Below are 12,471 nucleotides of genomic sequence, written 5' to 3'. Positions count from 1 at the left end.
ACGCCTGTCGTGGACGCGCTCTGTTCGCGGCCTCAAAGCCACCTTCGGCGCAAGAAAGATCCCCATTCGGCTTCAATTCTCAGCTTTCGGAGGCGATCGCCGCTTGTGACGTGCGCGGCGTAGGAATTGGTAAAGGTGACGAGCAGGATGCGCGCAATCTTCGGATCCCCTTCGGTTCGCTCAAGTTCGTCGGCGATCTCTCGGTAGAGAGCTTCGCTCGACGTGGGCTCGGCGATACGCCGTTCCGCCATCTCCAGCATCCGTTCGACGAAGGCGAGATCGATCACATAGGCCGGCATCGATTTTCCGATCATGATGATGCCCCGCTGCCTGCAGAAGAGGTCCGGCATGGTGTCTCGTGCGTGGGAACGCACGGGCGGTCCGTCTGAGAGAAGGTGGGAGTCCGGGGCGTGTCCTGTCCTGTTCGGAAAAGTATCATGCTCCATCTCCTTCTCACGCTATAGGCCCGGCAAGGATCGGGCCGAAGGATATCCCTATGGGAGCCCAACCGCCAAAGGCGCGAAGAGTTCCAAGGGAAAATCAATTTTTGCGATCAAAGGCCGCCTTCGCGCGACGACGCCAAACGCATGGAACGGAGCGCGTGAGGCTACCGGCGCGTTTCTAAGGTCAATGCGAACCGCTCGAGCCCAGATGCTCGAACAGGTCTCGCGCCGGCGGGGACAGTTCCTCTTCCGCGCGCACGCAGACGGACAGCCGCCGCGTCGCCCAGTCATCAGCAAGGCGCACGAACGCGGTCTTGGCAGATCTGCCGCCGCGCCGTGCCGCCGTCTCCGGCATGATGGCAAGGCCGACACCCGCCGAAACCATGTGACACATGCCTTCGAAGCTACGCATGCGCGAGCGCATCTTCAGCGTCAGCCCCAATCTCCGAGCTTGTGCATCGATATGGCTCTGCAATGCGCCATCTGCCAAGCCGACGAAAGGCTGGTCCGCAATGTCGGCGAAGAGTGCCCGCCTGCGTGCCGCGAATACGTGATCGCGTGGGATGACGACGACGAGCCGGTCGACGGCAAAGGGACGCAGTTGCAGGCCGCCAGTATCGACCGCGTCCGAAAGAATGCCGATCTCCACGAGGTCGGCGGCGACGGCTCTCGCAATCTCGATGCTTTGCCGTTCCTTCAGATCGACGTCGATCCGCGGATGCGCCGTCATCCAGGCGCCGAGCCGCTGTGGCAGAAACTCTGTGAGTGCGGCCGTGTTCACCGCAAGCCGGATTGTTGCCCGAAGGCCATCGGCGTGTTCACCAAGCTCGCCGCGCATCCGCGCCATCTGGCGCAGGATCAGCCGGGCGTGATGCGCGAGCGCTTCTCCGGCCGGTGTCGGCCGCACCCCGCGGCGACCACGTTCGAGCAGTTTGACTTTGCCGATCATCTCCATGTCGCGCAGACGTTCACTTGCCGCCGGCAACGAAAGCCCGGCATCCGCAGCACCATGGGTCATGCTGCCGGCATCCACCACGGCAAGAAACAGACGAAGGTCGATAAGATCGAAACGCATGCAAAGGAGGCTAACGGAAAAACAGCCTTCGGACCAGCCGAAGTCTGACTGCGGATGATCCGCATTGTGCCGATGCGGGTATACGCTATGCCGATGGCATGTTCGATCTTGCTCCGTCCCTCGTCGTTGCGATTGCCGCAACTTTCTTCGCCGCCGGCATCCTCAAGGGCGTCACCGGCATGGGGTTGCCGACCTTGGCGATGGGCGTGCTCGGTACGCTCATCTCTCCACTTGCGGCCGCCAGCCTGTTGATTGCCCCGTCCTTCGTGACAAATGTCTGGCAGCTTCTCGCGGGCCCGAGCTTCGGCGCGCTTGCGCTCCGGCTTTGGCCGATGATGCTGGCGGTCGTTCTTGGCACGCTCAGCGGTTCTTCGGTGCTTGCCGGTGGCAGCACCGCGCTCACGACGGGCGCACTTGGTGCGGCCCTCCTTCTCTACGCCGCCTTCACGCTCTTTGCGCGCCAGCTTCGCGTTCCGGCGAAGTGGGAGCCGTGGCTGTCTCCCGTGGTCGGCGCGGCAACCGGGATCGTCACGGGCGCAACCGGCGTCTTCGTCATGCCGGCCGTGCCCTATCTGCAGGCGCTAGGTCTTGAACGGGACGAACTGGTGCAGGCGCTCGGCCTCTCCTTCACCGTCTCCACAGTCGCCCTCACCGCCGGGCTCGTCTGGCGGGGCGCTTTCGAGGCCGACAATCTGCTCTTCTCCGGCCTCGCGATTGCGCCGGCGCTCGCCGGCATGTGGGCGGGGCAAATCGTTCGCAACCGTGTCGACCCGCCCGTATTCCGGCGCTGGTTCCTCATCAGTCTGCTCGTCCTCGGCGCCGAAATGCTTGCGCGGCCGCTTCTGTAAAGGCGATTGCCTATCTAGTGGGGCGGCGAACTGTCGTTGCGAGATGCTGGCGCCGTACCATACACGATGCCGGTCGGCCGGCTGACGTTCTTAAGAACTTCGTTAAGGAACATCGATCAATATATTGAAGAAACTACGTTTTAATGCCGCCTCCGGCCCGGAATTCAGGCCGGCACGATCTTCAGCGCGATGACACCGCCGGCGATCACCAGCATTGCGGTTGCCCGCGAGACTGTGATGGTTTCTCCAAAGAGCAGCACACCGCAGAGCACGGAACCGACGGCGCCGATGCCGGTCCAGACCGCGTAGGCTGTTCCGAGCGGCAACGTCTTGAGCGCCTGGGTGAGCAGGGACAGAAAGATCACCAGGGCAACGATCGAGACCAGCGTCCAGGACAGGCGGCTGTAACCGTTCGAGAACTTGGTGCTGACGGCCCAGGCGACGTCTGCAACGCCGGATAGCACGAGGTAGATCCAGGCAAGCGATGTGGATGACATGGCAATTCTCCAGGGTTCGGCAGATCGCGATCGGTTGCGGCTTCAGACGAGTTTAATAACGGCGACACCGGCCAACAGCAGCACCACGCCGCCCAGGCGCAGCCCCGACACGGACCTCTGCGGCAGACGGAACCAGCCATAGCGATCGACGAAGACGCTTGCGACCTGCTGGCCGGCCACGGTGAGACCAACCGCCGCGGCCGCACCAATCGCTGGGATTGCGGTAAAGACTGTGGTGACATAGGTCGCTCCGGCGAGACCACCGAGCCAACCCCACCAGGGCATCGTCTGCACGCCGGTGATGTTGGGACGGGATGTCTTTTGCCCGGCGAGCACCAGAAGCATCACCGCGGCCATGGCGAGCGTGGCGACGAGAAACGAGATCGCACCCACCGCGAACGGCGCACCCCCGAGATCATGGCGCAGGAGCGCATTGACGGCACCCTGGACCGGGAGCACGGCCCCTGCCATCAGCGCAAGGGCAATCCAGCCAAGCCGGTCGACTTTAACATTGTCTTTTCCGCCTTGCCCGAACACCACCATGGCAACCCCGAGGAGCACGACGAGCGTGCCAACGGCGGCCCCGACCCGCAGTCCCGTCGGCGGAACGCCCAGCAAGCCGAAACTATCGAGCGTCAGGGAGGCGAGCATCTGTCCGGCGATGAACAATCCGACGGAAACGACGGCGCCAAGGCGGGGGAAGAGAACGATGGTCGAGACGACATAGACGGCTGAGGCGGTGCCTCCGACGAGATGCCACCACTTGACCGCGGGAATTGCACCAAGCGCGGCGATTGTTCCCGTCAAGAGGGTGACGAGAAGCAGCAGACCGGTACCAATCGCGAGCTGAAGTGTGGTCGCTGCAAAAGGCGATCCGACAGCTTTGGAAAGTTGTGCGTTGGCACCCGCCTGGACAGCGAGCAGACCACCCGCAAACAAGGCCAATGGGACGAACAGGGTCTCCATGACGGGACCTCCTTGACGAGAATGAGTTGAAAATGGAGGAAGGGTTGATCAGGTGGACGCGCTCTGGTGCGCCCGGACCTGAGGAAGGTGCGGGGCGGTCGGGTGATCACTCGTCTCAGGCACCAGATCGCTGAAGAATGGGATCATCTTGCGTCGCTCCACCGATCGGCCCATCCGATCGTGACACCATCTTTAGACGGTGCTCGGTTGCAGAACGATCTGTCGTTTCGCCTACTGCCTCTGCATATTTGCACAGCCGCTTCAATGACGGTACCACAGCGAATAAGGCGTTTGACCGTGGAGCTCGATTGCGCAGAGCGATTGACAATACGCGGTGATAGCGGTGCAAATTCGCTCATCCGATGAACAACCTGTCTTAGGTTTGCCCAATCATGCACAGCCATCACCGTATCGACTGGGAAGACCTCCGCTTCGTTCTGGCAGTCGCGGAGGCGAACTCCCTTGCTGCTGCTGCCCGGGCGCTTGGCGTCAATCACACAACAGTGTTAAGGCGTGTCGGGTCGTTCGAACAGAAGCTCGGGGTCCGGCTGTTTGACCGCCTCCCGTCCGGCTACATGCTCACCGCCGGCGGCGAGGAGCTGCTGGCCGTGGCCCGGCAGATGGCTGAAACGGTCACGGAGCTCGAGCGCCGCTTGACGGGTCAGGATCTGCGGCTCGAGGGTAGCCTGCGGATCACCACCACGGATACGCTGATGGCGTCCATCCTGCCGTCGATCCTGGCGGATTTCCGTCAACGCCATCCCGGCGTCCTGCTCGAGGTCAGCACCTCGAATGCGCTCGCAAACCTCTCGCATCGCGACGCGGACGTTGCCATCCGCCCCGCGGTCGATTCACCGGATGCATTGGTCGGTCGCCGGATCGCGAAGGTCGCTTTCGCCGTCTATGCGGCGCCGTCCTATCTCGATGTGCGGGAGCTGACAGCCGACACGCTGAATATTGCACGGGAGCACTGGATCGGGCTTGGTGACGCGCTTGCGTCCACGAGCGTGGCACGATGGATGCGCGCGACGCTCGTGGCACCCGCGGTCTTGCGTTGCGATTCGCTGGTTACGGCCCGCGAGGCGGCAAAGGCCGGCATCGGTCTTGCGGCCCTGCCCTGTTATCTCGGAGACACGACGCCCGGTCTCATCCGTATCGGCGCACCGGTCGCCGATATGACGAGAGAGCTTTGGCTTCTCACACACGAGGATCTGCGGCGCACGGCCCGCGTCAGCGCCTTCACCGAATTTGTTGGCCAGGCGCTCGCGAAACATCGGCCGCTCCTCGAAGGCAACAAGCCCTCAACTTAGGAGTTCCCCCGGGAACGGCCAATGCGGACGGAGCGCTTAAGATCGCTTTAAATCCAGTTGATCAGGGACACGTCAGATGCCAAGCTCAGTTTGCGAAACCTATCCCGGAATATGCGAAAAAAGCCGCCTGAAGTATCCGCGGCCGCCCCGCCTCCTGCGTGCTGCCAACCAGAACCTCCGAGGTGCGCCACGGCCGATATCGTTCGCGCCGGTAGCCATTTCACTGACCGTTGAAAGCGAAAGCGCTTCGGCAATCCGGATCGGATCGGCTATCTCGATGCTGGGATTGCTCGTTCTTGCCGCGTACGCCGGGACGACGGCCGTTGCAGGCATTCTTGCCGGCGGATTCGATGGACTGTTGATCGAGGCGTCGTCGAACCTCTGGTGAGTTCGGCACTGGGCGACCCGTCGCCTCAGGCCGTCAGAAGCGATTGACCGCATTGCGGTTCGTCAACGTTCCCGTTGCAAAAGCAAGGCTTGCCGCGGCGACAAGCGTGTCGCTGTAGGCGGTCGACTTTGCGACTTTCGCCTGGAGCAACGCCGTCTGCGCGATGCTGACATCGGTGATCGTGCCCAGGACCTGCTTGTAGTAGTCGACCGCAGCATCGTAGGTCGTCTGAGCGGCCGTCGTCAGCTCGCTTGCGGCCGCATAGCCGGCCAGGCTGGTGCGCAGCAGATCATAGGCGACGACGACTTCCCGCGCCGCAGTGTTTTGCAACTGCGCCATCTCCTGCTCGGCAGCGCCGACCTGCGCCATCGCCGACTGCAACCGCGCGTCGCGCAGCCCGCCATCGTAAATCGGGAAACTCAGGCCGATCATCAGGTTGGCGTTCGGCTGGTTGACGCGGATCGTCGAGCGCTGGTCGAAACGGGTGTCTTCGACGCTGAGCGAGCCGATATTGCGGTTCACGTTGCCCACCAGCGCGACCTTCGGCATGAACTCCGCGCGGGCGGCCGCAATACCGTTCTTGTCGGCCTGCAGGCGGGCAAAAGCCGCCTGCACATCCGGGCGACGCTGGAGCGATGTCGCAATCAGCCGGTTGAGGTCCTCGGGCACAGCCTTCGGCAGAGCACGATTGCTGCCGTCGGCGATGCGGATCTCGAGCGTTGGCGAGACCCCGACCGCTTCGAGAAGCGTCATATAGGCATTGCGCTCCTGCCCTTGCGATTGGGTCAGGTTGAAGCGCGCCTGCGCCACTTGCTGGTTTGCCTGCGCGACTTCGATCGATGTGGCGATGCCGCGACCCATGCGCGCCTTGGCGGCTGCCTGGACAAGCTCGGCATTCTGCACCGTCTGGCGGGCGATCTTCAGCTGAACACGCGCCGCCGTCAGGACGAAATAGGCGTTGGAAACATCGAAGATCAGCTTCTGGTGCGTACCGTTGAAGGTCACGTTTGCGGCAAACGCCAATTGCGTTGCCGCCTCTCTCCCCGCATCCCGCCCGCCGAAATCGAGAAGCAGCCACTTGACCGTATGGGATGGAATGAACTGCGCGCCAGTTGTCGTCAGCGTGCCGGGGGCAATCGGTATGGGACCGCTGATGCCGGGCGCAGTCGCCGACGTCTGCTCAAGATCGGCGAGTACATCGGCCGTCAGGAGAGGCAGGTACACCGCTTCGGTGATGCCGACGGCAATCGCCGCCTGCGAGCGCGCTGCCAGGCGGCTCGGGTACTTGCAGAATGTCACCCTGGATCGGCTCGTCGGCGTCAGCGAAACAGTTGATATCCAGATCGCCGTACGCACGCGCTACGTGTGTTTTCTCGCCCAGTCGATGGTTCGCGCGATACCATCGCGCCAAGGTACGCGTGCCTTCCAACCTACGACCGCCTCCGCTAAAGCTGGTGATGGACAGAGATCAACGTCGTCGGATGCGCTCGTCTCGGAAAATTCGACCAGCGTAGGATTAACTCCGACTTTCTCAACGATGAGGGTGGCGACCTCTCGCATTGTCGGTGCGCATCCCGAGGCAATGTTGATGAGTGGCGTCTTTTGATGACAAACGTTGGCCACCTGATAGAGCCCGTCCACGGCGTCTTGCACAAACAAGAGATCACGGCGTTCGTTGGGTCGGCGCACGATTGAAGGTTCTCCGACTAGGCATTTTCGGATCAAGGACGGGATGAGGAAGTCGCCCGACTGGCCAGGCCCGAAGACAAGCGAAAGGCGTGCCGTCAAGATCGGAAACGCCAAGCGCGGCTGCAGCGCTTCAACATAGTGATGACCCGCGACGAGGCCAGCGGCATAGGTTGTGCAAGGCATCTCGCGCTGCGTTTCTAGATGAGGCATCGGCGCTTTGCCGTAAGCGGCCAGGGTTCCCGCTCGCACGAAGGCGATCGGAGACACAGGCGCCTCCGCTACGGCAGCGATGGTTTGCAACAGACCTAGCAGATCCTCCTGGACGCTCCCGAAAGCGTCTGCGAGACTCGGTTCCGGCTTTCGTCGGGTAGCAGCAGCAAGATAAAAAATGTAACGCGCCTTGGCAGCCACAAGACAACGCTGAAGGGCTCTGGTGTCAGCAAGCTCCAAAATATGAAGACGAAAAGTCCTATCGATATGCTTTAAGCGATGCAGATCTGTACCGGGTCGAGCGAGCACGTGGACTGCGTGCCCTTCCGTACAACACCGTGCCACGAGGTGCGATCCGATGAAACCGGCACCTCCAACGATCAATACGTTGGACATTGGGACGACTTTCAGTTTCGCCGTTTTGCCAGGATTAGTATAACGCGATCGCACAGTAAGACATGCCTCGCGATCCGTCACGTTACAGCCGCGGCAGCGACATGCAACTCACCCGATGGGATGCCGAAGATACTCAAAACGGCTATGGGATGGGGACGCTGGGCCAGACGCGTCCGCGCCCACAACCGTGTACTTACGAGGCGACTCACTTGCTTGCCTGCATCGTGGTCAACCAGCACCGAGACAAAGGTGGCCTAGATTTTCACACGTGATCTCCAGGGTTCTCTTCCGATGCTGGCTGGAAAGAGACGTTGTCGCTGTCGCCGAGTAGAGCCCGGGAGGAATATTCAGCCAGTGGATGCGGACGTCACTCTGCGCTATGAGATCTACGATCTTTCCTCGCCTCGGCATTTTCTACCAGGTAGACCACCAGGAAGAACACGACCACCCACATCCAGGCGAGCCCGCGGATCAGCAGTTCCGGGATCGGCACGATGTCGTAGAGCGTCATGACAAACGCAAAGACCATGACGACCGTGCCGATCGGCGGTCCGGCGCGGCTTGCCTGCGTCAGGTACATGCCGCCGAAGGTAAATAAGGCGATCAGTGCCAGGCGCGGTACCGGTTCGTCCGCCGCCAACATGAGGCAGACGATGGCCAGCAGAATCCCGATCGTCGCCCTGACAAGCAAGCCGATGGCGATCAGGATGCCGGCATCGGCTGTGAACGCGAAAAAGACGAGATAAAAGGAGATCGCTGCTTCGGGGACCTGCAGCGCCATCGCCGTCACAGCAACCAGCGTGGTGACCAGCGCCATGCGCAGGGAAAGGTCCAGCCGGCCCGGATAAGGCTGCAACTCGTCCCAGAGGATCGACGTGTAGCGGACGCTACTTCGCGGCTGGAACAGCATCGGCGTCGTTAGGCGCGGGCCCGATGACGACGACCGCGGAAGCCCCGACTGGCATCAGGTCCTCCGGCGGATTTTCAAGCCACACATGCACAGGAAGCGCTTGGCGACCCTCACCCAACTCAACGAGTCGGAAACGATCGGTATGCCGAGGATCGTCGCGGAATCTTCCGAGCGCACGCCCCAGCCGACACCCTCGACCGTGCCGGAAATACGACGTTCCGGACCCGCCATGACGAAGACATAGGCGCGGCTGCCTATGGCGGTCGCTCTGTTTCGCGGAAGAAGGCGACGGTTTCCCATTCGGCGGTATCGATTAAAGTGAACAGCGTTTTGGCAGGAACCACGCCCTTGCCGACCGCCGTGCGCAAACCGACGATCTTGCCGTCAAAGGCGCCCGCACGATGGTGTTCTCCAGGTCCCGCTCGGCAAGTGCGACCTTCGCGCGTGCTACGTCCGCCTCGGCTTTACGGACGTCGTTCGAGAAACGACCGGTCGTTGAGGGGCTGGTGATCTGTCGTTCTTGGGACGGACGGCTTGCCCCATATGGAGGCGGTCAAGGGTCGGGCTAGTTGTCGGCGCGCTCCGCCAGGCGCCGCAGCCCGGGAATGTCCTTCAGCGTCAGCTTCTGCCGTCCGCCGACGACCAGACCCTGCCCCTCCCAGGCGCTGAGGATGCGCGAAACCGTGTGCAGCGTTGTCCCGGTCATCTCGGCGATATCCTGGCGTGAGATCGGAAAGTCGATGCGGATGCCGCCGCTTTCGGGTTTGCCAGCCTGTTCGGCGAGCCGGAGCACCGTGTGCGCGACGCGGCGCTCGACCTCTTCAGTCGACATCTCGCGGATACGGGTATGGGCCTCGTCGAGCCGCTGGCCGATGGTGTGGAGGGCATTCACAGCAAGGTGAGGATTTTTCTCGACGAAGATGTTCCAGAGCTCCGTCGGCCAGGCGAGAACCAGACTTTCGGTCGCCGCCGTTGCGGTGCCCGGATAGTCGCTGCGCTGGAGCGCTCGGGCAAAACCGAAGAGATCGCCGGGATTGACGACCCGCACGATGATCTGCTGCCCGTCCTTGGTGACCTGGGTCACCTTCAGCCGGCCATTCAGCAGCAGGAAGAAGAAATCGGCCGTGGCCCCCTGTTCGAACACGGCTTCGTTCTGCGGCACGCGCCGCACCGTGGCGCGCGTCAGCAGCGTGTCCAGTTCCGGGTCGCTCATCTTCTGAAACAGGGGGAGCGATTTGACGAGTGTGCGATCGAGTGCAGCCACGTTGGCCCTATATCCTGCCGATTTGAAATTGCCTTTGCTCTAGCATAGTGCCGGGTCCTGCAAAAGGACCCGGCATTTATGCCCGAGCGACGGTTTTCCCAGCAATTTCATCGGCCGTCTCATCTCAGCCCGCACCGTGGAGCCGCCGTTCAAAGGCATAGAGGTAGCCCGAATACCAGCGGCCGTCGCGCACGAGCCGGAAACCGAGATTGTCGGGCGGCACGCCGACGGCGCAGCCGCCGCTCTTCGGATCCCGGATGAAGAAGCTCATCGACGCCCGGTGCTTGCCGTTGACGACGAAGATGCCGCAAGCGGGAGCCTCCTTCAGCACCTCGCCGTCGTCGCCGATCGTGACGCGGCGGTGGCAGGTCTCGGTCCATTCCCAGACATTGCCGTCGAGATCGGCAACCCCATACTCGTTCTCACCGAAGGCGCCCGTGGGCAGCGGCATCGGGTTCTTCGCCCTCTGCCGGCTGGATTCGCGCTCGTAGTCCGCAAGCCAGCGCAGCGCCGGATTGTCCTTGGTGCCGTCGATCCCCAGCGCATCGTCGGGGAATTTGGACCCGGCGGCAAACGCCCATTGCTGGTCGGTCGGAAGGCGCCAGACCTCTCCGGTCTTCTTGGTCAGCCATGCCGCATAGTCGGTTGCGTCCGTGTAATTGACCCCGGTCATCGGCACACCCGACAGGCCGGCGCCATGGCCGCCCTCCGGCTGCTGGCAGCCGCCATCGGCGACGCAGCGCTCGTAGTCGTCGCGCGTCACCTGATACTTCATGATCTCGAGCGGCTGCTTGATGGCTGCCACCACGATCGGCGCGTCGACGGCAAAACCGTTCTTCAGGAAGTGTCCCTCCGCCCGATAGCTCATCTGTCGCGGCGCGATCGTCACGGTCACCGGCGGCCTGATCGACGGATCGATGCCGTCCTTGAGATCGTCGAACAGCCCCACCTTCGCCGAAAGCACGCCGCCGATTGCCGCCAAAAGGACGACCGGTGCTGCTAGCGAGAGGAGCGAAACCGCAGTTTTCTTGGTGGTGGGCATGGAAGGTCTCCGGGGGAAGTGGCACGCGCCGGCAAGCGCGTGCCTTTGTTCGCGCGTGGGGTCGCTGTGAGCGCGGCCCCACGATCATCCGCTGTCACCCGGCTACATCGACGCCGGCTTGACGACCGATGTCATCAGATCGTCGTTCCATTCGCCGGTCACCTTGAAGTGGCCGGCGGCACCCAACTCGAACGCCTCGATCAGGTTGTGGTTGACGTAGGCGTACACACCCGGCTGGCGGAAGGTGTAGAAGGCAGCGCCCGCGGTTCCGCCCGGAATGAGCCAGGTTTCCTGGTCGAGATCCGGCGGGTTGCGGAACTTGCCGGTCGCCCAGACATAGTCACCATGCCCGCCGATCAGGTGCGGCCGCGTATCGCGGTTGGCCTGCGAATGGACGACGAGCACACGCTCGCCCACGGCCGCAGTCAAAGCATGGTCGCCGGTCAGCGCGCCGACCGCACCGTTGAAGACGATGTGGGTCGGGGTCAGCGTGCGCATCGCCTTGACAGCATCTTCATAGGCTTCGCCGGGGGTTTCGTACTTCTTGTAGTTCCCGGCCTCGTCCTTCGGCACGTAGAAGTCCTGCTCGCCGACATAGTAGATCTTGTCGTACGTCAGCGGCTGGCCCTTCTCGTCCTTCAGTCCGTCGCGCGGCAGCACCATGATGGCGCCGTTCATGCCCGAGGTGACGTGCCAGGGCACCATGCCCTCCGGCGCGCAATGGTAGACGAAGACGCCGGGCTTGGTCGCCTTGAAACGAAGCGTGGTTTCCTCGCCCGGGTTCACCTGGGTCAGCGCCCCGCCGCCGAGCGCACCGGTTGCGGCGTGGAAGTCGATGTTGTGCAGCAACGTGTTGGTGTCAGGGTTGATCAGCCGCAGTTCAACATAGTCGTTCTCATGCACCACCATCAGCGGACCAGGCACCGAACCGTTGAAGGTCATCGCGTGGATCTCAGTGCCCTCGCGGTCGATCACCAGCTTCTTTTCCTCGATCGTCATGGTGAACTCGACGACGCGCGGTCCGGTCTTGGCGACCTGGTCATGGGCGTGCACGAAAGGCGGCTTGACGAGGTCGACCTTCACGCGAGGCAGGGTCGAGATATCGACGGGGGCAGCACCGGCTGCCGCGGCAGCGCCAGCGGCATGCGCCTGAGCGGTGTGGAGAAGCGGCGCAACCGCGCCCGCCAGGGCAGCGCCGGCAAGCATCGTCCGGCGGGTCATCTGAAGTTTTTCAGTCATCTTGCTCTCCTTCGGCGCGTTCCAGCGGCCGGGATTGGCCTTCTGCGAAACGCGCCTGTATTCAACGAGTTAGGGTGGGCGGCGCCGACTCGGGCGGCCTCACCTCCGGTCTCGACCACCGGTCCCCCAGCAGTCACTAGAGAAGTAAAACCACAGACGAATCTCGTCTTTGTCTTGGAACAAATCGTTGCGAG

The 12,471-nt window shown here is 62.6% G+C and carries 13 protein-coding genes; 2 read left to right on the top strand and 11 right to left on the bottom strand.

Features of this window, described 5'->3' with window-relative positions; all coding sequences use genetic code 11:
* Window positions 1-32 precede the first annotated feature (32 nt).
* Complete coding sequence (locus IB262_RS13330) at window positions 33-350, bottom strand: hypothetical protein (RefSeq protein WP_192493655.1); 318 nt, start codon at window positions 348-350, stop codon at window positions 33-35.
* A 277-nt stretch (window positions 351-627) separates the two neighbouring features.
* Complete coding sequence (locus IB262_RS13325; RefSeq protein ID WP_060583536.1) at window positions 628-1,518, bottom strand: LysR family transcriptional regulator; 891 nt, start codon at window positions 1,516-1,518, stop codon at window positions 628-630.
* A 98-nt stretch (window positions 1,519-1,616) separates the two neighbouring features.
* Between IB262_RS13325 and IB262_RS13320 the strand changes: the two genes are divergently transcribed.
* A complete protein-coding gene (locus IB262_RS13320) occupies window positions 1,617-2,366 on the top strand; it encodes a sulfite exporter TauE/SafE family protein (RefSeq protein WP_192493654.1) in 750 nt (249 codons plus the stop codon).
* Between the two features lie 164 nt (window positions 2,367-2,530).
* On the opposite strand, the gene IB262_RS13315 is transcribed toward IB262_RS13320, so the two are convergent.
* Together IB262_RS13315 and IB262_RS13310 are read right to left on the bottom strand one after the other, a co-directional pair.
* Window positions 2,531-2,863, bottom strand: a complete 333-nt coding sequence (locus tag IB262_RS13315; protein ID WP_034790543.1) for a multidrug efflux SMR transporter — start codon at window positions 2,861-2,863, stop codon at window positions 2,531-2,533.
* A 42-nt stretch (window positions 2,864-2,905) separates the two neighbouring features.
* Window positions 2,906-3,829, bottom strand: a complete 924-nt coding sequence (locus tag IB262_RS13310; RefSeq protein WP_034790550.1) for a DMT family transporter — start codon at window positions 3,827-3,829, stop codon at window positions 2,906-2,908.
* Window positions 3,830-4,221: 392 nt separating this feature from the next.
* Here IB262_RS13310 and IB262_RS13305 point away from each other — a divergent pair, with 392 nt between their 5' ends.
* Window positions 4,222-5,139 (top strand): LysR family transcriptional regulator, encoded by a 918-nt coding sequence (locus IB262_RS13305; RefSeq protein WP_060521144.1) that lies wholly within the window; start codon window positions 4,222-4,224, stop codon window positions 5,137-5,139.
* 421 nt (window positions 5,140-5,560) lie between these two features.
* Here the strand turns inward: IB262_RS13305 and IB262_RS13300 are convergent, their stop codons facing one another.
* The 7 genes from IB262_RS13300 to nirK all read right to left on the bottom strand — a co-directional run bounded on the left by IB262_RS13300 (window position 5,561) and on the right by nirK (window position 12,277).
* Window positions 5,561-6,826 carry a TolC family protein gene (locus IB262_RS13300; RefSeq protein WP_192493653.1) on the bottom strand — a complete coding sequence of 422 codons (1,266 nt, stop codon included), beginning with the start codon at window positions 6,824-6,826 and terminating at the stop codon, window positions 5,561-5,563.
* 60 nt (window positions 6,827-6,886) lie between these two features.
* Window positions 6,887-7,822, bottom strand: coding sequence for an NAD(P)-dependent oxidoreductase (locus IB262_RS13295; RefSeq protein ID WP_060583524.1), 936 nt, complete (start codon window positions 7,820-7,822; stop codon window positions 6,887-6,889).
* A gap of 367 nt (window positions 7,823-8,189) precedes the next feature.
* Window positions 8,190-8,732 (bottom strand): hypothetical protein, encoded by a 543-nt coding sequence (locus IB262_RS13290; protein ID WP_192493652.1) that lies wholly within the window; start codon window positions 8,730-8,732, stop codon window positions 8,190-8,192.
* Between the two features lie 54 nt (window positions 8,733-8,786).
* Window positions 8,787-9,032 carry a hypothetical protein gene (locus IB262_RS13285; protein ID WP_192493651.1) on the bottom strand — a complete coding sequence of 82 codons (246 nt, stop codon included), beginning with the start codon at window positions 9,030-9,032 and terminating at the stop codon, window positions 8,787-8,789.
* Window positions 9,033-9,297: 265 nt separating this feature from the next.
* Window positions 9,298-9,996 carry a Crp/Fnr family transcriptional regulator gene (locus IB262_RS13280; RefSeq protein ID WP_034790556.1) on the bottom strand — a complete coding sequence of 233 codons (699 nt, stop codon included), beginning with the start codon at window positions 9,994-9,996 and terminating at the stop codon, window positions 9,298-9,300.
* Between the two features lie 124 nt (window positions 9,997-10,120).
* A complete protein-coding gene (locus IB262_RS13275) occupies window positions 10,121-11,038 on the bottom strand; it encodes a formylglycine-generating enzyme family protein (RefSeq protein WP_090297304.1) in 918 nt (305 codons plus the stop codon).
* A gap of 102 nt (window positions 11,039-11,140) precedes the next feature.
* On the bottom strand, window positions 11,141-12,277 hold the full coding sequence (gene nirK, locus IB262_RS13270) for a copper-containing nitrite reductase (protein ID WP_060583514.1): 1,137 nt from the start codon (window positions 12,275-12,277) through the stop codon (window positions 11,141-11,143).
* Window positions 12,278-12,471: the final 194 nt, after the last annotated feature.

The organism is Ensifer sp. ENS02 (assembly GCF_014851885.1).
Taxonomy (GTDB): domain Bacteria; phylum Pseudomonadota; class Alphaproteobacteria; order Rhizobiales; family Rhizobiaceae; genus Ensifer; species Ensifer adhaerens.
This window is presented reverse-complemented; position numbering and strand designations above follow the sequence as displayed.

Excerpts from the sequence above, each read along its gene's own strand:
- IB262_RS13330 (WP_192493655.1), bottom strand. The coding sequence starts at position 350 with ATGCCGGACCTCTTCTGCAGGCAGCGGGGCATCATCATGATCGGAAAA.
- IB262_RS13325 (WP_060583536.1), bottom strand. The coding sequence starts at position 1,518 with ATGCGTTTCGATCTTATCGACCTTCGTCTGTTTCTTGCCGTGGTGGAT.
- IB262_RS13320 (WP_192493654.1), top strand. The coding sequence starts at position 1,617 with ATGTTCGATCTTGCTCCGTCCCTCGTCGTTGCGATTGCCGCAACTTTC.
- IB262_RS13315 (WP_034790543.1), bottom strand. The coding sequence starts at position 2,863 with ATGTCATCCACATCGCTTGCCTGGATCTACCTCGTGCTATCCGGCGTT.
- IB262_RS13310 (WP_034790550.1), bottom strand. The coding sequence starts at position 3,829 with ATGGAGACCCTGTTCGTCCCATTGGCCTTGTTTGCGGGTGGTCTGCTC.
- IB262_RS13305 (WP_060521144.1), top strand. The coding sequence starts at position 4,222 with ATGCACAGCCATCACCGTATCGACTGGGAAGACCTCCGCTTCGTTCTG.
- IB262_RS13295 (WP_060583524.1), bottom strand. The coding sequence starts at position 7,822 with ATGTCCAACGTATTGATCGTTGGAGGTGCCGGTTTCATCGGATCGCAC.
- IB262_RS13290 (WP_192493652.1), bottom strand. The coding sequence starts at position 8,732 with ATGCTGTTCCAGCCGCGAAGTAGCGTCCGCTACACGTCGATCCTCTGG.
- IB262_RS13285 (WP_192493651.1), bottom strand. The coding sequence starts at position 9,032 with ATGGGAAACCGTCGCCTTCTTCCGCGAAACAGAGCGACCGCCATAGGC.
- IB262_RS13275 (WP_090297304.1), bottom strand. The coding sequence starts at position 11,038 with ATGCCCACCACCAAGAAAACTGCGGTTTCGCTCCTCTCGCTAGCAGCA.
- nirK (WP_060583514.1), bottom strand. The coding sequence starts at position 12,277 with ATGACTGAAAAACTTCAGATGACCCGCCGGACGATGCTTGCCGGCGCT.